A 20,496-nucleotide genomic window follows, 5' to 3' on the forward strand; every position below is an offset into this window, starting at 1 on the left:
GGGCTGCGAATCAGCCCCAAACATCTCGAACACAGCACAGACCACCCCATCAGCGGAACTGATACTCCAGCCCCGCCCCGGCATACCACGAGCGCCCAGGCGCTGCTTCGTAATAACGCGAGTTGCTGTCGCCGACGATCACCGACCCCACGTACTGCCGGTCAAGCAGGTTATCCAAGCGGATCAGCTGATGAAACGTCCAAGGCCCGACGTGCTGCTCAAAGCGCGTTCGCCAGTTGAACACGGCATAGGCAGGCGCCGGCTTGGCGTTGTTGCTGTCCTCCACATACACCTTGCTGCGGTATTGCCCTTCCACCCCCATGCTGACGAACGTCGCAGGCTTCCATACCAGCTCGCCATACAGGTTGTTCAGCGGTACCCCAGGCAGCCGGTTACCGCTGTCGATGGTCTGCATGCCTTGGGCAAAATCTTCGGCATAGCGGGCATCGGTGCGGGTGTACACCACGGTGGTTTGCCACTGATCGCTCAGGTCACTGTGCAGGCTCGCCTCGAAACCGCGGCGCAAGGTTCGCCCAGCGTTTCGATAGCTGGTGCGGCCTTCGGTGGAGCGGTCCACGACGATTTCATCATCGGTGTGGATTTCGTAGACCGCTGCGTTGATCCGGGTGCGCTCACCGAGCCGGTATTTAACGCCCAGTTCATACTGGGTACTGGTGGCAGGCTTGAGCCCGAAATTGAAGCTTTCGACCAGGCCGGGCGCGTAAGCCATCTCGGCCTGGGTCGGGGTCTCGAAACCCTTGCCGACACTCACGTAACCACGCAAGTCGGCAGTGAATGCGTACATCACCGACAGCGATGGCGTGTTCTGCTGATATTTCTTCTTGCCACTGGCGTCGCCATTGGCCAGGTAGTGGTCATCGACGCGCATTTGCAGGGTGCTGTGGCGCACGCCGAGCTGGGTGGTCCAGTCGCCGATTTCCCAATGCGCCTGGATGTATGGGTCCAGGCTGGTGGCGGTGTCTTGCTCGTCACGGCGTAACTCGCCTTTGACGCCTAGCGTGTCGCCGCTGAAATTCTGGTAGCCGCGGCGGTCATCCTTGCTCTGGTCGTAGTCCGCGCCCACCGTGACGGTCAGGTTGCCGGGTGCGGCGGTAACCGGCTGTATCCAGCGCAAGGTGCCACCGTGGAACTCACGGTCGAAGTCGACGACCCCACCGCCACGCTGGCTGTTGGAGGCCACCGTCTTGGGGATGGACAGGTACTGAATAACGCTGCGCTGCCCCGCATAGAGATTGAACTGCAACGTGGCATCGCCAAAATAGCGCTCGTAGTTCATGCCCAACTGCTGGTGGTCGATGCTTTTGCGGGTGTTGTAGGTTTCAGCCACTGTCGCGGTGGAGCGCGGGTCGTGCTGGTAAGCGCTCCAGGTCTGCCCCAACGGGTCTTGCGTGTTGTTTTGCTCAAGGCTGCTGTAGATCAGTGCCAGGCGTGAATCGGCGTCTGGCCTGACGTGCACCTTGGCGAAGGTCTGGTCGCGGCGGGCAGCGCTGTGGTCACGGTAACCGTCGGTGTCCATGCGCGAGGCATCGAGCACAAAGCCGGCCGTCTCGTTACCGCCCTCGGCCGACAGGTGATTCTTGTTGAAACCGTCGCTGCCGAAGGTGGTTTCGGCCCCGACCCTGGCAGGCCCCTGCCCGTCCCGGCTGAACATCTGGATGACGCCGCCGGCGTTGCTCCCGTAAAGGGTCGCGGCCGGGCCACGCAGTACTTCGATACGGTCGGCCACATCCAGGTTCAGCGAGGCCGCCTGCCCCTGCCCGTCCGGGGTACTGGCCGGAATGCCGTCGCTGAGCAGCTTCAGGCCACGAATGCCGAAGGCCGAGCGTGCGCCGTAACCCCGCGAAGACACCTGCAGGTCTTGCGCGTAGTTCTGCCGGTTCTGCACCACCAGGCCAGGCACCTTGGTCAGCACTTCCGACAGGTTGACGCCCAACTGGCCGTCGTTGCCCTGTGAAAGGTCGACGGTATCGATCGAAAAAGGCAAGTCGAAACTACCGGTTGGCGCATAGGCGCCGGTGACCACCACAGGGTCGGTGATCAGCACATCGGTTACCTCGCTGCCGGCATGGCTCAAGGGGCTCATGCTACCGGTCAGCAACAGGGCCAGGCCTGTGCGCAAGTGGGCAGGTCGATGCAAAGGGAGTGGGTACATGTGAAGCTTCCTGAAACTTGCGCCTGACCCGTTGCGGGCCACGCCCAAGGCGTCGCTGCTGTGGCCATGCACAGCGCGCGCGAATGATGGCGGAGGGGTGATGGGCTGAATGGTATCAATCCTTCACCTCAGTCACACACTCTTTCGCCTCACAGGCAGTTGCGAATTTACTTACAGTGAAATACTGTATGCACATACAGCAAAAACAAGGAAATGCCTGTGGCCAGCACCTCCTCAGCAACGCCGAGCAGCTATGAACAACTGGGTGTCCGTATCCAGAAGATCATCAACAGCCAATCCGCCCAGCGCAACCGCGCCGCGCTGATCTTCCGCCTGGAGCAGGAGTCCCCGGACGACTGGGAAACCCTGCTTGAGGAAATCGCCGAAAACGACAACGTCACACTCGCCCATCGCGACGACGGTGGCGTGCAGATTTTCTGGACCGTGCCCAAGGAAGACTGACCGCGCATGAGAGTTTCGCTTTTCGCTGCAACCTGCCTGCTGTTGGCCACCCCGCTCGCCCAAGCCGATGCCCCGCGCACCTTCCAGGAGGCCAAGAAGGTCGCCTGGAAGCTGTACGCGCCCCAGTCGACGGAGTTTTATTGCGGCTGCAAATATAAAGGCAACAAGGTCGACCTGGCCTCTTGCGGTTATGCGCCGCGCAAGAATGCGCAACGGGCTTCGCGCATCGAATGGGAGCACATCGTGCCGGCCTGGCACATTGGGCACCAGCGCCAGTGCTGGCAGGCCGGAGGGCGCAAACAATGCTCGCAACAGGATGAAGTGTACAAGCGCGCCGAGGCTGACCTGCACAACCTGGTGCCCAGCATTGGCGAGGTCAACGGCGACCGCAGCAACTTCAGTTTCGGTTGGCTGCCCGAACAGCGGGGCCAGTACGGCAGTTGCCTGACCCAGGTCGATTTCAAGGCCAAGAAGGTCATGCCGCGCCCCTCGATCCGCGGCATGATCGCGCGTACCTACTTCTACATGAGCAAGCAGTACAACCTGCGCCTGTCGAAGCAGGACCGCCAGTTGTTCGAAGCCTGGAACAAGACGTACCCACCGCAGGCCTGGGAGCTGCAACGCAACCAGCAGGTGGCCTGCGTGATGGGGCGTGGTAACGCATTCGTCGGGCCGGTGAACCTCAAGGCCTGCGGCTGAGGGTCAGGCCAGTGTCTGCAGGTAGGCGCTGGCCTCCCGGTAACGGGCCAGCCGCGCCAGGTCGGCAGGGCCTGGGCAGGCGATGCGCGAGAGGTCGCTGTTGTCGGCCAGATCGGCCAGTTTGACGGTACGCGCCAGCGGATCGACGCCCAGCCGTATGACGAAGTCCTGATAGGCCTCGCCGTCACGTCGGCTCAGCGCCAGCAAGGCGGCGAGAATTTTCAGTGCAAAACCTTCACGTGCCAGGTCAGACAGGGTCAGCGGGGTATCTTCGATCACATCATGAAGCACCGCGACGATCCGCTGCTCGGGCGTGGATACCCGCATCATCACGCGCAATGGGTGGAGGATGTACGCCGCCCCACCCTTGTCGTATTGCCCTTCATGTGCTTTGGCTGCCACGGCAATGGCCCGCTCTAGTGTAGACATGAGGCCCCTCCCCGTTCAGCTCTCCCAGTGCAAGCATAGCCCGCACTGGTCGCAGATGACAGGTCGGCTGCCGGCAATAGAGCCCTTGCAGCCTGCGTTGCAGACTAGGAAGCCCTCAGCGCTGGGCGCCGTGCTGGATCACCACCGAATCGGTCCCCAGCTTGGCCATCACCTCGGCCTTGCGCGCCTCGGCTTCTTCCTTGGTGGGGAACGGCCCCATCAGCACGACCGGCTTGCCGTTGCGGTATTCGACAGAAGAGGGGATGCCCTTCTCGATCAGGCGCGCTGTCATGTCGCTCAATGCGCCCATGTTCGCCCCCTGCACCACTTCGACATCCCAGCCTTCAGGGGCAGGCTCACCGGCAAGCGCCTCGGCGCGGCGCTGCAGGTCGGCTCCGCCACACAGTTCGCGGATGCGCAGGTTGTTGCCGCTGTCGTCAACGATGATCTCATACTGGCCATCACGCTTGATCGCCACATAGCTGCGGTAGGCTTCGTACTGCCCGGCATCGTCCTTGCCGCGGACCTGGCCGCAGAGGGTGCCATTCGTGTCGATCCGCACGTTGCCGAACTTGGCCGTCTTGGGGTTGTGCAGGTGCTCGGCCACCTGCTTGTGCACGCCTTCGACCTCGTTCTCACAGCCCGCCAGGGCGAGCACTGCCATTACCACAGCCAGTTTGCGCACGCGTGTACCTCCAGATTCGAAGGGGCGGAGTCTAGCATGCCGACCCAGGGCAAGGACCGCGACCATACGTTACACCCTGCTACCGCGACGCTGCGACGACCGTCCCTTGCACGCGCGGCGCCAGCCCACTGATCGCTATTTCTTATCCCCCTGATAAAAAACTTGAGGCAGCAGAAACCAGGCGTTTCGTAGAACAATCCACACAGTCGTACGACGACGTACGTCCAATAATAAAAAGGTGACTCCATGCCCCGCTCACACCTACAGGTGGATGTTCCTGTCCGCGTTCTCGCACCAAGCGCTTTCGGCGCTCCCTGGGCAGTGATGCTCCAGGAGGCGCCATGAAAACACTGATCGATAGTTACTTCCTGGTTCTGAAGGCGTTGGTGATCGGGTGCCTTGTCGCCATCACCTGCCTGATTTTCACCAATGTCGTGCTGCGCTACGGCTTCAACTCGGGCCTGTTCTTCAGCGAGGAGATTTCGCGCCTGGCCTTCGTCTGGCTGGTGTTCGCCGGCGCACAACTGATGCTTCACGAACATGGCCACATCGGCGTGGACATCGTTACACGGCGAGTCTCCCCCGGCGTGGCCAGGTGCCTGCTGGCGCTCACTCAAGTGCTGATGCTCTACGTGACCTGGCTGTTCCTTGACGGCAGCTGGAAACAGACCGTGATCAACCTGCATGTAGGCGCCCCCTCCACAGGCATTTCCATGGCCTTGTTCCATGGTGCAGGCCTGGTCTTTTGCATACTCAGCGGCCTGCTGATCTTTACCCAGCTGGTCAGAAACCTCACGGGCACCCTGCCCGCGCACACCCCGGCCGAACCCTCGGCAGCCGAACACGGAGCAGTCGAATAATGGCCCTGTCTGTCTTCGTCGGCGTGCTGATGGCCGCCATCCTGATCGGCGCCCCCATCGCCTACGCCCTGATCCTCTGCGGCGTTGCCTTGATGTGGCTGCTGGGCCTGTTCGATGGCCAGATCATCGCGCAGAACATCATCAACTCTGCAGGCAGCTTCCCCCTGCTGGCCATTCCGCTGTTCATCATCGCTGGCGAGGTCATGAACAGCGGTGGCTTGTCCAAGCGCATCATCAACCTGGCCATCACCTTGGTCGGCCACCTGCGCGGCGGGCTCGGCTACGTCACCATCATCGCCGGCGTGCTGCTGTCCAGCCTGTCCGGTTCGGCACTGGCGGACGCGGCCTCGCTGACCGCGCTGCTGCTGCCGATGATGGTCATCGCCGGCTACAACCGCGACCGCTCCGGCGGCTTGATCGCCTCGGTCTCGGTACTCGGTTCGATCATCCCGCCCAGTATCGGCTTCGTCGTGCTGGGGGTGGCTTCCGGCCTGTCGATCACCAAGCTGTTCCTTGCCGGCATCGCCCCGGGGCTGATGATCGCCACCGCCCTGGTCGTGGCCTGGTGGCTGATGTCGCGGCGCAATACCGAGGTCGAGCTGAGCCCAAAGGCCAGTGCCAAGGAGCGCCTCAAGGCCTTGGTCGACAGCTTCTGGGCATTGATGCTGCCGGTCATCATCGTGGTAGGCCTGCGCTTTGGCGTGGTCACCCCCACCGAGGCCGGTGCGGTTGCCAGCGTCTATGCCCTGCTGGTGTCGTCGTTGATCTACCGCGAACTCAGCCTCAAGTCGCTCAATGACCTGCTGCTGCGCGCCGGCAAGACCACCGCCGCCGTGATGTTCCTGGTCGCCGCTGCCTCGATACCCGCCTGGATGATCACCATTGCCGACATCCCGGGGCAGATCATCGACCTGATCCAGCCAGTGATGGACAACCCACGCCTGCTGATCGTGGTGCTGATGCTGTTGATCCTGGTGATCTCCATGGTCATGGACTTGACGCCGACGATACTGCTGCTTGCGCCCATCCTGGTGCCGGTAGTGACCGCCGCCAACATCGACCCGATCTATTTCGGCGTGCTGTTCATGATCAATTGCTCGATCGGCCTGATCACCCCACCCGTGGGCACGGTGCTGAACGTCGTGTGCGGCATCGGCAGGATGCGCTACGAGGCGCTGCTCAAGGGCACGTTCCCGTTCCTGATCGCCGAAATCATCGTGCTGTTCCTGCTGGTCATCTTCCCCGAACTGGTCACCGTCCCCGCTCAGTGGTTCGGCCACTGATCCCCCTACAACAATAAAAGGCACACACCATGAAGAAGCTCGCCGTCATCGCCGCCCTGTTGCTCTCCAGCAGCCTGAGCATGGCCGCCGATTACAATCCGCGCGTGATCAAATTCGCCGCCACCAGCCCCAAGGGCACACCACCGGCCATCGGCATGGAGCTGTTCGCCAAGAAAGTGCAAGAGCGCAGCGATGGCAAGATCAAGGTACGCACCTTCCCCAATGGCGTCCTGGGTGGCGACGTGCAAGTGCTGTCGTCGCTGCAAGGCGGCGTGGTTGAAATGATGACCTGGAACGCCGGGCTGATGATCAACCACGTCACCGACTTCGGCATCCTCGACTTCCCGTTCCTGTACACCGACACCGCCAAGGTCGATGCCATGCTCGATGGCGAAGTGGGCAAGATGCTCACCGACCAGTTGCCCGAAAAGAACCTGGTCGGCCTGGCGTTCTGGGAGCTGGGCGTACGCAACCTGACCAACAATGCGCGCCCGGTGCAAAGCCTTGAAGACATTGCCGGCCTGAAGATCCGCGCGCAGCAATCGCCGCTGTTCCTCGACGTGTGGGCTGCGCTGGGTGCCAACCCCACCCCTCTGCCTTTCACCGAGGTGCACACGGCACTGGAGACCGGCACCGTGGATGGCCAGGAAAACCCGGCGGCGCTGATCCTGGCCTCGCGCTTCAACGAGGTCCAGAAGTACCTGAGCCTGACCCGGCATAACTACAACCCGCAGATTGTGCTGATCAGCAAGACCTTCTGGGACACCCTCAACCGCGATGAGCAGCAACTGCTGACCGAGGTGGCCCAGGAAGTGCGCCTGGAGCAGCGCAGGATCTCCCGCGAGGCCGACAGCAAGGCCATCGCCGAACTGCGCAGCGACGGCATGCAGGTCAACGACATGCCAGCCGAAGAGGTCGCGCGGATCCAGGCCAGGATCCGCCCCGTGGTCGACAAGTACGCCGCCCAGATCAACCCCGAACTGGTCAGCAAGGTCTACCAGGCCATGGGCTACCAGGCGCAGTGACATTACCCGCGCCGCCCGTGGCGGCGCCCTTCAATTGCCACAAGGACCCGCATGAAAATCTCCGTTGCCCAGATTCATCCCGTGGCCGGCAACCCGGCCCTCACCCTGGAAAAGGTTGCCGAACTGGCACGTCAGACTGCGGCTGAAGGCTCGCGCCTGATCGCCTTTGCCGAATGCCTGATTACCGGTGGCGCCTTCGACAGCCGCGAAGACCTCGAACGCGGCGCCATTACCCTCGATGCCTTGGCACCGCTGCTGCAGGTATCGGCGCAGAGCGGCATCCTGATCGTGGTCGGTTTCTACGAACGGCATGAAGCCTCGGTGTACAACACCGCCGCGCTGATCGGCGCACAGGGCATCATCGGCCTGCACCGCAAACGCCATCTGCCGTTCATGATCGGCGACCGTTTCACCGACCGCCCGAGCGAGTGGGCGCCGCCGGTGTTCGACACCGAGATCGGCCGAATCGGCCTGGCCATCTGCTATGAAATCCGTTTCCCGGAGGTCGTCCGCACGCTGGCGCTCGAAGGCGCCGATATTGTCGTGCTGCCTGCCGCCTGGCCCGAGCAGGCGCGCATGTTGCCAGACATTTTCAGCACCGTGCGCGCGGCCGAGAACATGGTCTATTTCGTCGCTCCCAACCGCAACGACATGGATGAAGGCATGCAGTTCATCGGCACCAGCCACATCATCGAACCCTCCGGCAAGACCTTGGTACGCGCAGGGCTGGAAGACGGTGTGTACAGCGTCGAAATCGACCTGGCCAAGGCCCGCAACAAGTCGCTGATACGTGACCCGGGCGTGTTCGAGGTGCACCCGTTCCGCGACCGCCTGCCCGAAACCTATCGCCTCTGATATCAGCCCAAGGCAGACCTTGATCATGAACCCAAACATCACACACACAACGCTGAAGGCGCGCATGACACGCGGTGCTACCTTCGGCATGAACATTTACAGTACGGCCTGCATGCCCATAGAGGTGGCCGGCAACTGGGGACTGGACTTCGTCTTCATCGATGCCGAGCACACTGCGCTGGGTGTCGACAGCCACATGGAGAAGCTCTTGCTGGCCGCCAACAGCACGGCCATCCCCTGCCTTGTACGGGTGCGTGGCACGCTGGAGTGGGACATCCGCAAGGCGCTGGAGATGGGCGCTTCGGGCGTGATCGTGCCGCAGGTCCACACGGCGGCGCAGATGCGCGAAATCATCCGCTACAGCAAGTTCCCCCCGCTGGGGCGCCGCGGCGGTGACAGTTCGGTGCGCTCGGCAGGGTTCGCCGGGCCCGGCTTCGACTGGGCCACCTACACCCAGGCCGAAAATACCCGCAGCGTGATCGTGCCGATGGCCGAAAGTTACGAGTTCTTTGACAACATCGATGAAATACTCGACGTGGAGGGCATCGACGCCGTGCACTTCGGCCCTGCCGATTATTCATTGTCGCGACATTTGCCGGTCGACTACCGCCTTGGCAACCCCGAAGTGCTGCAACGCCTTGAGCTGCTGATCGAGAAGTGCCATGCCCGCGCGATCCAGGTCATGGTGCCGTGCTTCCCCGCAGACCAGGCCACCGCGCAGCGCCTCATCGAAATGGGCAGCGAAATGCTGTTGATGGGCAGCGACCTGTCCTGGCTCAACCAGGCCGGGCAACAGATCTCGGCCGTTAAACGCGCACTGGCCTGAACGCCGGCCCGGCCAAGGCGCCTGCGCCGCGGCCGGGCACACCCGGTTTGATCAATCGACCAGAAAATTCTGTTTGACCAAGGTCGCCCGGATAATCGAAACCAAGGTATCAAGTTGCATATCCGGGCGTTCGGTCAAATAAGACAGGCAGAACTTGGCCGGCGGGATCGGCGGATCGCACGGTAATGTCTTCAACAAATCGACAGCCAGCAGGTCGCGAATCAAGGGTACCGGCAAAATACCAATGGCATGCCCTGCCGCTACCATCTTGGCAATAAAGGCCAGCGAGTTGCTCGAATGAAAGGCATGGCTGACCGAGCCACTTTCCTTCAGCCAGCGGTCCACCACTGAATACAGTGTCGAGGGCGCACTGTGGGTGACAATCGAATATTGCCGGGCCTGCTGCGCCAGAAAAGGCCCCGGGGCCACGTCCAGGTGCCGCGCCGCCACCCACTGGAAGGTCATCCACCCAAGGAATACATCGGTTACATCCTCACGCGTGGCCGGGTTGGTCAGCAGCGCGATGTCGAGTTCGTGGTCGTTCAGCTTGCGGTTGAGCACCGCACCGACATCGATGGATATCTCCAGGGTGATCTCGGGGAAGTGCGCCTTTATATCGCTGATTACCGCCGTCAGCCCGACCATCGCCGAACATTCGTCCGCGCCCAGGCGCAAGCGCCGGTGCTTTTTCTGCTGCGCGGCAAACTGCTCGAGTTGCGTGCTGTTGTTGAGCACCTGTTCGGCGTGGCGCAAAGCGGTATGGCCATCTGCGGTAAGGCTCATGCGTTGCTTGCTGCGGTCGAACAACTTGACGCTGAGCAGCGATTCCATTTCCTTGATCCGCGCCGACACTGCAGGTTGCGTCAGGTGAAGATGACGGGAGGCGGCATGAACGCCCCCGAGGCGGGCGGTCCAGTAGAACGCCTCGATCTGCATCAGCGTGATACGCATGATAAAAACTGCTCCGGTTACTGCTTACGGATTTTTATTATCGACCGTTAAGCGTGCTTGTTAGGATGACCGAAACCCTTCGAAAAAGCATCCGGCCTAATAACAACACCCTATGTATATTATCGAAGCACTGCCCGCCCCGATCAGCGCCGCTGAACTTGAAGTCTTGATCAACGCCGAACCGGCGACCATCGGCCACTTCATTACCCACGGTATTGCCAACCCGCACATCAAGGCACACTTTCAGAATGTCAGGGCCGTGGGTACTGCGGTGACCGTGAGGATGCCAGGCAACGATGGCGGGATTCTGCATTACGCCATGGGCTGCGTGCGCCCAGGCGACTTTCTGGTAGTGGACCGCTGCGGTGAACGCATCACCGCCGCCCTGGGCGGCGCCATGGCCTACGCCGCCAAGCAGGCTGGCGTGGCGGGGATCATCGTCGACGGCTACGTCACCGACCTGGGCGAAATACGCGAGCATGGTGTGCCAGTGTGGTCACGCGGTGCCAGCGCGATTACCACCCGCGTGATGGGCCTGGAAGGCGAGTTCTGTACCGCCATCCAATGTGGCGGGGTGATTGTCCACCCCGGCGATGCGGTGGTGGCAGACGAAAACGGCATGGTGTTTCTGCGCCCCGGCCAGGTGATCGAAATGGCTCAGCGTGCCATCGACTTCCAGCACAACGAAAAGCACACGCTGGCGCGGCTGGCCAAGGGTGAGAAATTCCCTGATATCGTCGGTTCGCGAACCACCATCGAGGCCGCACGCCGCCCTCGTTGATCGTGAACAGCCCCGAAGTAGCTCCCGAACAAGCACAAGAGGACTGCCGTGAAACTCAGCTCGCTGCTCATCCCCCTGGCGTTCGGCGCGCTGCTCGGTACCTCGCTGGCGCGCGCGCAGGACTACCCCGTGATGCGCTTCAACGTGGTGGGCGGTGGCAGCCACAACTACACGTTCCGGGCGGTTGAACAGCCGTTCTGGAATCAGACGTTGCCCGCGCGCTCGCAAGGCAGGGTCACCGCGCAACTGCTGGGGTTGTCGGAGAGTGGCCTGAAAGGCCCGGAGATCATTCGCCTGATGCGCTTTGGCGCAGTCGATATCGGCATGGGCGTGTTCGCCTTCGTCGCCGGCGACGATGCCACCTTCGAAGGTGTGGACCTGCCCGGCCTGGCCGATACCATCGACACCGCCCACAGGGTCGCCAATGCCTACAAGCCGGTGCTCGAACAACGCATGGCCGAGCGTCACGGCATCAAGTTGCTGGCCACCGTCCCCTATACCGCGCAGGTCTTCTTTTGCCGCGATGCCGTGCACTCGCTGGCTGACTTGAAGGGCAGGAAAGTGCGCACTCGCGGGCGCAACATGGCCGAGCTGGTCAAGGCCATGGGCGCGGCCCCCGTCACCCTGCCCTTTGCCGAGGTGGTAACCGCCATGCAAACCGGTGTCATCGACTGCGCCATCACCGGCATTGGCTCGGGCAACGCCGCCAAGTGGTACGACGTTGCAGGCTACCTTTACAACCTGCCCGTGGATTGGTCGATCGGCTTCTATGGCATCGGCCTGAAGCGCTGGCAGCAACTGCCGCCCGAGGTGCAGCAATTGCTGCAGGTGCAATCGCAAGTGCTGGAGCAGGCCCTGTGGCAAGCGACCGCCAACGAGAACCGTTATGCCCAGGCCTGCAATGTCGGCGGCCCTGACTGCCAGATTCATCACCCCGCACACATGACCGCCTCGGCCCCGACCGCAACAGAGAAGCAGACCCTGCGCCAGGCCGCACTGACCATTGCCAACGACTGGGGCAAACGCTGCGGCGGCCCCTGCGTGGCACGCTGGAATGCCACCGTGGGCGATGCCATCGGCATGCGCCTGGCCCCATGAGTTACCCTGCTTCGGAGACTACCCACATGCACACCGCCCGCTCAGGCATGGGAGCCATCAGCGCCATTGCCAAGGCCAGTACCTGGGTCGGCGGCTTCGCGCTGCTCACCTGCGCCCTTCTGATCGGCATCGACCTGATCTTGCGCAAGGCCCTGGGTATCTCCATGGGCGGCGCCGACGAAATAGCCGGTTACGTGCTGGCGATCACCAGCGCCTGGGCGTTCCCGGTCACCTTGCTGAAGCGCGCACATATCCGCGTGGACATCCTCTACACCCGCCTTGGCCTGCGCCCCAGGGTCGCGCTCGACCTGTTCGCCCTCGCCTGCATGCTGGTGCTTGCCAGCACATTGGCCTACCACGCGTGGAACGTGCTGTGGGACTCCATCGAATACCGTTCAGTGTCAAACACGCCACTGCAGGTACCACAATGGCTGCCCCAATCACTCTGGTTCGCCGGCTACGTGTTCTTTGCCCTGACCTTGTCGAGCTTGATGGTCACCTGCACCCGCCACTTGCTGCACGGCCGCTGGCACGCTGTCAGCAAACTGATCGGCATCAACTCGGTCGAGGAGGACATTCAGCAGGAGCGCTACCACGGTAGCCCCGCTGCTGGCACGGAGCAAAAGCCATGCTGAGCCTCACCCTGATCGTGCTGCTCGCACTGCTGGCGCTTAGCGTGGCCGCTGCAGTCAGCGTCGGCCTGCTGGGCATGTCCCTGTCGCAGCTGTTCTCGACATTGCCGTTAAGCAGCGCCATGGGTGAAATTGCCTGGAATACCAGTAGCGAATTCCTTCTGGTAGCGATCCCTTTGTACATCCTGATGGGTGAACTGCTGGTGTGCTCAGGCGTGGCCGGGCGGATGTACCAGGCCGTCGAAAAGTGGCTGTCGTGGCTGCCAGGTGGCTTGATGAATTCGAACATCGGCGCCAGCGCGCTGTTCGCCACCACCAGCGGCTCCAGCGTGGCGACTGCGGCCACCATCTCGACCCTGGCCATCCCCGAGCAGGAACGCAAAGGCTACAACGCGCCACTGTTTCTCGGCTCGATTGCCGCCGGTGGCACACTGGGCATCCTGATTCCGCCTTCGATCAACATGATCCTGTTTGCCCTGATCGCCAACGTGTCAGTGCCCAAGCTGTACCTGGCCGCGACCGTTCCCAGCATCATCCTGAGCGTGCTGTTTATCGCGTTGATCGTGTTGGCCTGCCTGATTCGGCCACAGCTGGACGGCCGCAAGGCGCCTACGCGCTGGGCCGAGCGCCTGGCCTGCCTCCCTGACCTGTTGCCGCCACTGGCGATTTTCGCCCTGGTGATAGGTTCGATCTACAGCGGCTTCGCCACCGCCAGCGAGTCGGCCGCGCTGGGTGTGCTCAGCGCCTTCGGCCTGGGCCTGTGGCGCCGGGCGTTCACCTGGCAGAGCCTGGGTCAGGCGTTCGAGGCAACCCTGCGCACCACCGGCATGATCATGTTCATCACCTTGTCGGCGTTCTTTCTCAACTTTGTGCTGGCCTCCATTGGCCTGACCACCACGCTGGTCCATTTTGTCACTGACCTGAACCTTTCCCCCACGGCCACACTGCTGGCGATCATCTTGTTCTACATCGTGCTGGGTTGCTTCATGGACACGCTGGCCATGTTGATCACCACCGCGCCGCTGATCGTGCCGATCATCGTCGCACTGGGCTTCGATCCGTTGTGGTTTGGGGTGGTGTTGATCGTGCTGTGCGAGATGGGCCAGATTACGCCACCGTTCGGCATGAACCTGTTCGTGGTGCAGAGCATTCGTGGCCGGGGCAACTTCATGGACGTGGTGTACGGCGCGCTGCCGTTCTGCCTGGCGTTGCTGGTGCTGATCGCGCTGTTGATCGCCTTTCCACAACTGGCGTTGTGGTTGCCGGCAGCCGTTTAGCGGGCAATAAAAAAGGGCGATCCGTGTGGATCGCCCTTTTTCGATTTGGTAGGCACAATTGGACTCGAACCAACGACCCCCACCATGTCAAGGTGGTGCTCTAACCAACTGAGCTATGTGCCTGTCGTGTGGTGCGCATATTAGGGATCGAATGCGTACCTGTAAAGCTTTTTTTTCAGAAAAATCAAAAACTTTCGGTTTTGACCGGAGGGGCTGCTTCATGCCCCTTTTCGACCGGATCGACGCCCTCGCAAGGCCGCCCAATGAAAAAAGGGGCAACCCTTTCGGATTGCCCCTTCTTCGATTTGGTAGGCACAATTGGACTCGAACCAACGACCCCCACCATGTCAAGGTGGTGCTCTAACCAACTGAGCTATGTGCCTGTCGTGTGGTGCGCATTCTACGCATTCCGAAAACCATGTCAACACTTTTTTTCGCGCTAACTTACTGAATCTTAACCTCTTTATAGGAAGGCTTCGGCGACGGCCGGGTAAAGGATTTTCAACGGACGACTAGCGGGTGTTTATTATTATTGATAGCATCGCTACATTCGTTAAAAATATAACACACGAGGTTTCTCGAGCATGGCCAACACCCCCTACCCCCAGTCCTACTACGCCGCCTCGGCTAACCCGGTGCCGCCACGTCCGGCGCTGCAGGGTGAGGTGGAAACCGATGTGTGCATCATCGGTGCCGGCTACACCGGCCTGTCCAGCGCCCTGTTCCTGCTGGAAAACGGCTTCAAGGTCAGCATCGTCGAAGCCGCCAAGGTTGGTTTTGGCGCGTCCGGCCGCAACGGCGGCCAGATCGTCAACAGCTACAGCCGTGACATCGACGTGATCGAGCGCACCGTTGGCCCCAAGCAGGCACAACTGCTGGGCCAGATGGCATTCGAAGGTGGCCGCATCATTCGTGAGCGTGTCGCCAAGTACAATATCCAGTGCGACCTGAAAGACGGTGGCGTGTTCGCAGCCATCACCCCTAAACAGATGGGCCACCTGGAGTCGCAGAAGCGCCTGTGGGAACGCTTCGGCCACAACCAGCTCGAGCTGATGGACCAGAAGCGCATCCGTGAAGTAGTCGCATGCGACAGCTATATCGGCGGCATGCTGGACATGAGCGGCGGCCACATCCACCCGCTGAACCTGGCCTTGGGCGAAGCGGCCGCGGTCGAGTCGCTGGGCGGCATCATCTATGAGCAGACCCCAGCCATCCGTATCGAGCGTGGCGCCAACCCGGTCGTGCACACACCGCAAGGCAAGGTGCGCGCCAAGTTCATCATCGTCGCCGGTAACGCCTACCTGGGCAACCTGGTGCCAGAGCTGGCCGCCAAGTCCATGCCGTGCGGCACCCAGGTGATCACCACCGAGCCCCTGAGCGATGACCTGGCACGTACCCTGCTGCCGCAGGATTACTGTGTCGAAGACTGCAACTACCTGCTCGACTACTACCGCCTGACCAGCGACAAGCGCCTGATCTTCGGCGGCGGCGTGGTCTACGGCGCGCGTGACCCAGCGAACATCGAGGCGATCATCCGTCCGAAGATGCTCAAGGCCTTCCCGCAGCTGCAGAACGTGAAGATCGATTACGCCTGGACCGGCAACTTCCTGCTGACCCTGTCGCGCCTGCCACAGGTTGGCCGCATCGGCGACAACATCTATTACTCCCAGGGCTGCTCGGGCCACGGCGTCACCTACACGCACCTGGCAGGCAAGGTGCTGGCCGAGGCGCTGCGTGGCCAGGCCGAGCGTTTCGATGCATTCGCCGGCCTGCCGCACTACCCGTTCCCGGGTGGCCAGATGCTGCGTGTGCCATTCAGCGCCATCGGTGCCTGGTACTACAGCCTGCGTGACCGCCTGGGCTTCTGATTGATACCTCGGTAACCTGGCACCGGCCTCTTCACGAGGCCGGTGTACGTTTACCGCCCCAGGCTGTTCACGGCCTGCTTCGCGGCGATTTCCTGCCCTGCCCGGGCCAGTTCGTCAGCCGCCTGCAACCAGCGTTGCCGGTCTACCTGGGCGGGCAGTTGCCGCGGCGGTTGCACCAGCACCGCCCAACTGCCCTGCTTGGCCCAGGCCGAAGCAAAATCATCGAAGGCCATCAGTTGCCTGCGGTGCATGCCTGAGCGCAACAGTACCCGCTGCTTGTAGCGGTCATAACCGATCAGCACCGCGTAGCGTGGTTCGCTCCACCAGGCTGAACCCTCCTCGTAACGCAGCAAAACCGGGTTGCCCGCCGCCACCTGCGTCAGCAAAGCGTCCATCTGCTTGTCCAGTGCGTACACCACCATGCCGTAGTCACGCGCCACGCGGGGGATGCTGGTGTCCAGCGTTTCAGCGCCTTGGGGCAGGTTCAATGGTTTGTCCAGCAGGCCTGGCGTGATCGGCGCGCCCTGCTGCGAAAGCAGCGCTGCCAGGGCCATCGCGCCGCTGTGGTTGGCATTGCCGCGGTAGAACGGCACGCTGCTGATCTCGACCCGCTGCGGCAGGCCTTTCAGGTTCGCGGGCGGTGCGCTGGCACAACCGGCCAAGGTGGCCGCCATCAGGCAGGCCAGCAACAGCCGGCGCGGGGCTGAGGCCAGCGGTTTGAAGGAAACTTGCTCCATGGGCACTCGCTTGTTCCGATGCCAGGCAGGCAGCGCCCGGCTCTGGGCTCAGATCATAGGGCCCACAGGTGCGCGGGTATAGTCCGACACAGGCTTGTAGCCAATCGGACCAAGCAATAGACCTTTGATCAATGGAACGTCACACGGGTCGAGCTAGACTAATGCAGTGTCTGTAAGGCGAGCCCTGGCTGACAGCGCGCTTGCCCGAGAGAAGGAGGCACACATGAGCCTGACCCTGGCAATCCTCATGCTGGTAGGTATGTGGCTGAGCGTCGCAGCCGCCATGCTGTGGGGTGTACTGCGTATCGTACGGCGTCATTCCCATCATCACTCCCTGCCACCGCAGGGCCTGGCCAAACCTCAGGTTGGGCGCAGGGTACGGCGGCAAGTGGAGGCGCATTAAACTCACGCTTTTGTGATGGTCCTTTCGCGAGACCCACCCCTGGCTTCAAGGCCAGCGGTGGGCCTGCGCCTTTTACATCAACCTTCTGCCGCTTCGCGCTTGAGCCGCGCCCGACGGGCCATGATGTTGAGGACCTCGATCAAGGTCGAGAAGGCCATCGCTGCGTACACATACCCTTTCGGTACATGAGCCCCCATGCCTTCGGCGATCAGGGTCATGCCGATCATGATCAGGAAGCCCAGGGCCAGCATCACCACGGTCGGGTTGTCATTGATGAACTTGGCCAGCGGGTCGGCCGCCACCAGCATCACGATGACGGCAGCGATCACGGCAATGATCATGATCGGCAGGTGCTCGGTCATACCCACGGCGGTAATGATGCTGTCGATCGAGAAGACGATATCCAACAGCAGGATCTGGCCGATGGCTGCGGCAAAGCCCAAGGTGATGGTGGAACCGGCCTTGGACTCTTCCTTGGCACCATGCGGGTCGACGTTCTCGTGGATTTCCTTGGTGGCCTTCCACAGCAGGAACAAGCCACCTGCGATCAGAATCATGTCCTTCCACGAGAAACTGTGGCCGAACACATCGATCACCGGCTCGGTCAGCTGCACGATCCAGGCCACGGTGCTGAGCAGCGCCAGGCGCATGACCAGGGCCATGCTGATACCAATGCGCCGCGCCTTGGAACGGTATTCCATGGGTAGCTTGTTGGTCAGGATGGAGATGAAGATCAGGTTGTCGATGCCGAGCACGATCTCCATGGCCACCAAGGTGGCGAGGGCGACCCAGGCGGTCGGGCTTGCGGCGAGTTCCAGCAAATATTCCATTTAATCAATCCTGCATCGGGTCTTGGGGTCAGATGTCCTGGGTCTTTTCGTGCTTTTCAGCATCTTTGGGCGGCTGGCCTTCGCTGCCGATGGCATCGCTCAGGGCCTGCTGGGCCGCTTCGTTGGTCTTGTCGATGGCCTGCTTGGCCGACTGGGCGGCTTGGTCGAGCATCTGCTGGGCAGATTTTTCGGCCTGATCGCAGCCGGCCAGGGTGAACAGGGCCAGGGCCAGCACCAAAGGCGTGCCAATGGATTTAAGCTGCAACATGGGTTCCTCGCTTGTCGATATTCCGGCGGCGCGCAACGCGCCTAATGGAGTCGCATTCTAGAGAGGCGAATACATCAGGAAAATTCGTATTTTCAGCGGTTATACTTCGGTTTTTACGAATCGAGAAATACACCGATGCTCAACTATCGCCAGTTGCACTACTTCTGGGCCGTGGCCAAGACCGGCAGCATCGCGCGTGCCAGCGAGCAGTTGAACCTCACCCCGCAGACCATCAGCGGGCAGATCAGCTTGTTCGAGCAGACGTATGGCCTTGAATTGTTCCAGCGGGTCGGTCGGCAGCTGGAGCTGACCGAGACCGGCCGCCAGACGTTGGTGTATGCCGAGCAGATGTTCCAGCTCGGCGGCGAGCTGGAAGCCATGCTGCGCGCCGGCCCGCAAGAGCAGATTCTGTTTCGCGTGGGGGTGGCCGACGTGGTCCCCAAATCCATCGTCTATCGCCTGCTGGCGCCGACCATGGAGCTGGACGAGGTGCTGCGCATCAATTGCCGAGAAGACAAACTCGAGCGGCTGCTGGCGGACCTGGCGATCCAGCGCCTGGACCTGGTCATTTCCGACAGCCCGATGCCCAACCATCTGGATATCAAGGGCTACAGCCAGAAGCTCGGCGAGTGTGGCCTGAGCTTCTTCGCCACCCAGGCGTTGGCGCAACGCCTTGCCGGCCCCTTCCCTGCCTGCCTGGACGATGCACCGCTGTTGATTCCGGGCCAGGAGACCGTGGTGCGCAGCCGTTTGCTGCGCTGGCTAGGGGAACAGCAGGTGCAGCCGCGGATCGTTGGCGAGTTCGACGACAGCGCCTTGATGCAGGCGTTTGGGCAATCGGGCAGCGGCATATTCGTGGCGCCCAGCGTGATTGCCGAGGAGGTGTGCCGCCAGTATGGCGTGCAGTTGATCGGGCAGACCGAAGCGGTGCATGAGTCGTTCTATGCCATTTCGGTGGAGCGCAAGGTCAAGCACCCGGGGATCGTCGCCATTACCGAGGGGGCGCGGCGAGAGTTGTTCCACTGGTGATGTGCTGGCCGCTTCGCGCGTGCCCCCTCGAAGACCGCGAACCTGCCCGACAAAGGTCTATGGTAAAGTTTCGCCCTTTTTGAACATGCTGGGATATCGCTGCATATGACCCCCTTCTTCCGCCTTCTCAACCGCACCAGCCTTGTGACGCAGATCGTCATCGGCCTGCTGGCCGGTATCGCCCTGGCGCTGCTCGCACCCGACGTCGCCCGCGACCTGGCCTTCCTTGGCAAGGTATTCGTCAGCGCCCTCAAGGCGGTGGCACCAGTGTTGGTGTTCATTCTGGTCATGGCCTCGATCGCCAACCACCGCCACGGCCAGGAAACCCACATACGCCCGATCCTGTGGCTGTACCTGCTGGGCACCTTCGCCGCAGCGGTGGTGGCCGTGGTGGCCAGTATGCTGTTCCCGTCCAACCTGGTCCTGAGCACCGGCGAGGCAACCCTGAGTGCACCGGGCGGCATCAGCGAAGTCCTGCAGAACCTGCTGCTGAGCGCAGTCGACAACCCGGTCAACGCCTTGCTCAATGCCAACTTCATTGGCGTGCTGACCTGGGCCATCGGCCTGGGCGTGGCCCTGCGCCATGCCGGCGAAACCACCCGCACCGTGGTCGAGGACCTGTCCAACGGGGTGACCTTGATCGTGCGCGTGGTCATTCGCTTCGCCCCGCTGGGCATCTTCGGCCTGGTCAGCGCCACCCTCGCCCAGTCGGGCCTCGAAGCCCTGCTCGGCTACCTGCACCTGCTGGCCGTGCTGATTGGCTGCATGCTGTTTGTGGCCCTGGTGATGAACCCGCTGATCGTGTACTGGAAAATTCGCCGCAACCCGTATCCGCTGACCCTGCTGTGCCTGCGCGAGAGCGGTATCACGGCGTTCTTCACCCGCAGTTCGGCGGCCAACATCCCGGTCAACCTGGCCCTGTCGGAGCGCCTTGGCCTGCATGAAGACACCTATTCGGTGTCGATCCCGCTGGGCGCGACCATCAACATGGCGGGCGCAGCGATCACCATCACCGTACTGACACTGGCCGCAGTGCATACTCTGGGTATCCCGGTCGACCTGCCGACTGCCGTGCTGCTCAGCGTGGTGGCGGCTGTCTGTGCGTGCGGCGCCTCGGGCGTGGCAGGTGGTTCGCTGTTGTTGATCCCGCTGGCGTGCAGCCTGTTCGGCATCCCCAGCGAGATTGCCATGCAGGTGGTTGCGGTGGGCTTCATCATTGGTGTGCTGCAGGACTCGGCGGAAACTGCGCTGAATTCGTCGACCGACGTGCTGTTCACGGCGGCGGCGTGCCAGGCTGAGGAACGACGCGGGGCGTGAGGCTGTCG

Annotated in this window: 22 protein-coding genes and 2 tRNA genes; 15 read left to right on the top strand and 9 right to left on the bottom strand. The window is 62.0% G+C overall.

What is annotated here, in order from left to right; translation table 11 throughout:
- Positions 1-49: 49 nt before the first annotated feature.
- Positions 50-2,173, bottom strand: a complete 2,124-nt coding sequence (locus DJ563_RS11570; RefSeq protein WP_434519566.1) for a TonB-dependent receptor family protein — start codon at positions 2,171-2,173, stop codon at positions 50-52.
- A 219-nt stretch (positions 2,174-2,392) separates the two neighbouring features.
- Between DJ563_RS11570 and DJ563_RS11575 the strand changes: the two genes are divergently transcribed.
- Positions 2,393-2,635 carry a DUF1654 domain-containing protein gene (locus tag DJ563_RS11575; protein WP_033696884.1) on the top strand — a complete coding sequence of 81 codons (243 nt, stop codon included), beginning with the start codon at positions 2,393-2,395 and terminating at the stop codon, positions 2,633-2,635.
- A gap of 6 nt (positions 2,636-2,641) precedes the next feature.
- Positions 2,642-3,334 carry an endonuclease gene (locus DJ563_RS11580; protein ID WP_033696883.1) on the top strand — a complete coding sequence of 231 codons (693 nt, stop codon included), beginning with the start codon at positions 2,642-2,644 and terminating at the stop codon, positions 3,332-3,334.
- Positions 3,335-3,337: 3 nt separating this feature from the next.
- Here the strand turns inward: DJ563_RS11580 and DJ563_RS11585 are convergent, their stop codons facing one another.
- The gene (locus tag DJ563_RS11585; RefSeq protein WP_274099203.1) at positions 3,338-3,763 is read right to left on the bottom strand and encodes a GTP pyrophosphokinase; all 426 of its coding nucleotides are present in this window, start codon (positions 3,761-3,763) and stop codon (positions 3,338-3,340) included.
- Positions 3,764-3,878: 115 nt separating this feature from the next.
- Entirely contained in the window at positions 3,879-4,448 is a 570-nt protein-coding gene (locus DJ563_RS11590; protein WP_186659864.1) for an SPOR domain-containing protein, read from the bottom strand.
- Between the two features lie 341 nt (positions 4,449-4,789).
- Between DJ563_RS11590 and DJ563_RS11595 the strand changes: the two genes are divergently transcribed.
- The 5 genes from DJ563_RS11595 to DJ563_RS11615 are packed head-to-tail and all read left to right on the top strand — an operon-like array spanning position 4,790 to position 9,297.
- Positions 4,790-5,308 (top strand): TRAP transporter small permease, encoded by a 519-nt coding sequence (locus DJ563_RS11595; protein WP_274099202.1) that lies wholly within the window; start codon positions 4,790-4,792, stop codon positions 5,306-5,308.
- Positions 5,308-6,591, top strand: a complete 1,284-nt coding sequence (locus DJ563_RS11600; RefSeq protein ID WP_339467197.1) for a TRAP transporter large permease subunit — start codon at positions 5,308-5,310, stop codon at positions 6,589-6,591. The genes DJ563_RS11595 and DJ563_RS11600 overlap by 1 nt, the downstream gene beginning before the upstream one ends.
- A 29-nt stretch (positions 6,592-6,620) precedes the next feature.
- Positions 6,621-7,616: a TRAP transporter substrate-binding protein gene (locus DJ563_RS11605; protein ID WP_033696877.1), complete on the top strand. Its 996-nt coding sequence runs from the start codon at positions 6,621-6,623 to the stop codon at positions 7,614-7,616.
- A 51-nt stretch (positions 7,617-7,667) separates the two neighbouring features.
- Entirely contained in the window at positions 7,668-8,471 is an 804-nt protein-coding gene (locus DJ563_RS11610) for a carbon-nitrogen hydrolase family protein (protein ID WP_033696876.1), read from the top strand.
- Between the two features lie 25 nt (positions 8,472-8,496).
- Entirely contained in the window at positions 8,497-9,297 is an 801-nt protein-coding gene (locus tag DJ563_RS11615) for an HpcH/HpaI aldolase family protein (RefSeq protein WP_434519567.1), read from the top strand.
- A 51-nt stretch (positions 9,298-9,348) separates the two neighbouring features.
- Here DJ563_RS11615 and DJ563_RS11620 read toward each other — a convergent pair whose 3' ends face one another.
- Positions 9,349-10,248 (bottom strand): LysR family transcriptional regulator, encoded by a 900-nt coding sequence (locus DJ563_RS11620; protein WP_186659873.1) that lies wholly within the window; start codon positions 10,246-10,248, stop codon positions 9,349-9,351.
- Between the two features lie 112 nt (positions 10,249-10,360).
- On the opposite strand from DJ563_RS11620, the gene DJ563_RS11625 reads away from it, so the two are divergent.
- From DJ563_RS11625 to DJ563_RS11640, 4 genes are read left to right on the top strand one after another with little or no spacing between them, the layout of a single operon-like run.
- The gene (locus DJ563_RS11625) at positions 10,361-11,029 is read left to right on the top strand and encodes an RraA family protein (protein ID WP_186663828.1); all 669 of its coding nucleotides are present in this window, start codon (positions 10,361-10,363) and stop codon (positions 11,027-11,029) included.
- Between the two features lie 48 nt (positions 11,030-11,077).
- Complete coding sequence (locus DJ563_RS11630; protein WP_274099199.1) at positions 11,078-12,127, top strand: TRAP transporter substrate-binding protein; 1,050 nt, start codon at positions 11,078-11,080, stop codon at positions 12,125-12,127.
- A gap of 26 nt (positions 12,128-12,153) precedes the next feature.
- Complete coding sequence (locus tag DJ563_RS11635; RefSeq protein ID WP_434519568.1) at positions 12,154-12,762, top strand: TRAP transporter small permease subunit; 609 nt, start codon at positions 12,154-12,156, stop codon at positions 12,760-12,762.
- Complete coding sequence (locus DJ563_RS11640; protein ID WP_434519569.1) at positions 12,756-14,036, top strand: TRAP transporter large permease; 1,281 nt, start codon at positions 12,756-12,758, stop codon at positions 14,034-14,036. Before DJ563_RS11635 ends, DJ563_RS11640 begins: the two co-directional genes overlap by 7 nt.
- Positions 14,037-14,082: 46 nt before the next feature.
- Here DJ563_RS11640 and DJ563_RS11645 read toward each other — a convergent pair.
- Positions 14,083-14,159: transfer RNA gene (locus DJ563_RS11645), tRNA-Val, on the bottom strand.
- 183 nt (positions 14,160-14,342) lie between these two features.
- Positions 14,343-14,419 (bottom strand) — tRNA-Val (locus tag DJ563_RS11650).
- A 201-nt stretch (positions 14,420-14,620) separates the two neighbouring features.
- On the opposite strand from DJ563_RS11650, the gene DJ563_RS11655 reads away from it, so the two are divergent.
- Positions 14,621-15,904 carry an NAD(P)/FAD-dependent oxidoreductase gene (locus DJ563_RS11655; protein WP_033696870.1) on the top strand — a complete coding sequence of 428 codons (1,284 nt, stop codon included), beginning with the start codon at positions 14,621-14,623 and terminating at the stop codon, positions 15,902-15,904.
- 50 nt (positions 15,905-15,954) lie between these two features.
- Here DJ563_RS11655 and DJ563_RS11660 read toward each other — a convergent pair whose 3' ends face one another.
- Positions 15,955-16,641 carry a peptidase C39 family protein gene (locus tag DJ563_RS11660; protein WP_434519570.1) on the bottom strand — a complete coding sequence of 229 codons (687 nt, stop codon included), beginning with the start codon at positions 16,639-16,641 and terminating at the stop codon, positions 15,955-15,957.
- A gap of 223 nt (positions 16,642-16,864) precedes the next feature.
- On the opposite strand from DJ563_RS11660, the gene DJ563_RS11665 reads away from it, so the two are divergent.
- Complete coding sequence (locus tag DJ563_RS11665) at positions 16,865-17,044, top strand: hypothetical protein (protein ID WP_274099196.1); 180 nt, start codon at positions 16,865-16,867, stop codon at positions 17,042-17,044.
- A 77-nt stretch (positions 17,045-17,121) separates the two neighbouring features.
- Here DJ563_RS11665 and DJ563_RS11670 read toward each other — a convergent pair whose 3' ends face one another.
- The gene (locus tag DJ563_RS11670) at positions 17,122-17,874 is read right to left on the bottom strand and encodes a TerC family protein (protein ID WP_033696865.1); all 753 of its coding nucleotides are present in this window, start codon (positions 17,872-17,874) and stop codon (positions 17,122-17,124) included.
- Between the two features lie 28 nt (positions 17,875-17,902).
- The gene (locus DJ563_RS11675; RefSeq protein ID WP_033696863.1) at positions 17,903-18,142 is read right to left on the bottom strand and encodes a hypothetical protein; all 240 of its coding nucleotides are present in this window, start codon (positions 18,140-18,142) and stop codon (positions 17,903-17,905) included.
- 135 nt (positions 18,143-18,277) lie between these two features.
- Here DJ563_RS11675 and nhaR point away from each other — a divergent pair, with 135 nt between their 5' ends.
- On the top strand, positions 18,278-19,171 hold the full coding sequence (gene nhaR, locus DJ563_RS11680; RefSeq protein WP_033696862.1) for a transcriptional activator NhaR: 894 nt from the start codon (positions 18,278-18,280) through the stop codon (positions 19,169-19,171).
- Between the two features lie 105 nt (positions 19,172-19,276).
- Positions 19,277-20,488: a serine/threonine transporter SstT gene (gene sstT, locus DJ563_RS11685; protein WP_434519571.1), complete on the top strand. Its 1,212-nt coding sequence runs from the start codon at positions 19,277-19,279 to the stop codon at positions 20,486-20,488.
- Positions 20,489-20,496: the final 8 nt, after the last annotated feature.

The sequence above is a fragment of the Pseudomonas sp. NFX1 genome (assembly GCF_051123555.1).
Taxonomy (GTDB): Bacteria; Pseudomonadota; Gammaproteobacteria; order Pseudomonadales; family Pseudomonadaceae; genus Aquipseudomonas; species Aquipseudomonas capeferrum.

Excerpts from the sequence above, each read along its gene's own strand:
- DJ563_RS11580 (WP_033696883.1), top strand. The coding sequence starts at position 2,642 with ATGAGAGTTTCGCTTTTCGCTGCAACCTGCCTGCTGTTGGCCACCCCG.
- DJ563_RS11610 (WP_033696876.1), top strand. The coding sequence starts at position 7,668 with ATGAAAATCTCCGTTGCCCAGATTCATCCCGTGGCCGGCAACCCGGCC.
- DJ563_RS11570 (WP_434519566.1), bottom strand. The coding sequence starts at position 2,173 with ATGTACCCACTCCCTTTGCATCGACCTGCCCACTTGCGCACAGGCCTG.
- DJ563_RS11615 (WP_434519567.1), top strand. The coding sequence starts at position 8,497 with ATGAACCCAAACATCACACACACAACGCTGAAGGCGCGCATGACACGC.
- DJ563_RS11585 (WP_274099203.1), bottom strand. The coding sequence starts at position 3,763 with ATGTCTACACTAGAGCGGGCCATTGCCGTGGCAGCCAAAGCACATGAA.
- DJ563_RS11675 (WP_033696863.1), bottom strand. The coding sequence starts at position 18,142 with ATGTTGCAGCTTAAATCCATTGGCACGCCTTTGGTGCTGGCCCTGGCC.
- DJ563_RS11625 (WP_186663828.1), top strand. The coding sequence starts at position 10,361 with ATGTATATTATCGAAGCACTGCCCGCCCCGATCAGCGCCGCTGAACTT.
- DJ563_RS11605 (WP_033696877.1), top strand. The coding sequence starts at position 6,621 with ATGAAGAAGCTCGCCGTCATCGCCGCCCTGTTGCTCTCCAGCAGCCTG.
- DJ563_RS11635 (WP_434519568.1), top strand. The coding sequence starts at position 12,154 with ATGCACACCGCCCGCTCAGGCATGGGAGCCATCAGCGCCATTGCCAAG.
- DJ563_RS11640 (WP_434519569.1), top strand. The coding sequence starts at position 12,756 with ATGCTGAGCCTCACCCTGATCGTGCTGCTCGCACTGCTGGCGCTTAGC.
- DJ563_RS11595 (WP_274099202.1), top strand. The coding sequence starts at position 4,790 with ATGAAAACACTGATCGATAGTTACTTCCTGGTTCTGAAGGCGTTGGTG.
- sstT (WP_434519571.1), top strand. The coding sequence starts at position 19,277 with ATGACCCCCTTCTTCCGCCTTCTCAACCGCACCAGCCTTGTGACGCAG.
- nhaR (WP_033696862.1), top strand. The coding sequence starts at position 18,278 with ATGCTCAACTATCGCCAGTTGCACTACTTCTGGGCCGTGGCCAAGACC.
- DJ563_RS11665 (WP_274099196.1), top strand. The coding sequence starts at position 16,865 with ATGAGCCTGACCCTGGCAATCCTCATGCTGGTAGGTATGTGGCTGAGC.
- DJ563_RS11660 (WP_434519570.1), bottom strand. The coding sequence starts at position 16,641 with ATGGAGCAAGTTTCCTTCAAACCGCTGGCCTCAGCCCCGCGCCGGCTG.
- DJ563_RS11670 (WP_033696865.1), bottom strand. The coding sequence starts at position 17,874 with ATGGAATATTTGCTGGAACTCGCCGCAAGCCCGACCGCCTGGGTCGCC.
- DJ563_RS11620 (WP_186659873.1), bottom strand. The coding sequence starts at position 10,248 with ATGCGTATCACGCTGATGCAGATCGAGGCGTTCTACTGGACCGCCCGC.
- DJ563_RS11600 (WP_339467197.1), top strand. The coding sequence starts at position 5,308 with ATGGCCCTGTCTGTCTTCGTCGGCGTGCTGATGGCCGCCATCCTGATC.
- DJ563_RS11655 (WP_033696870.1), top strand. The coding sequence starts at position 14,621 with ATGGCCAACACCCCCTACCCCCAGTCCTACTACGCCGCCTCGGCTAAC.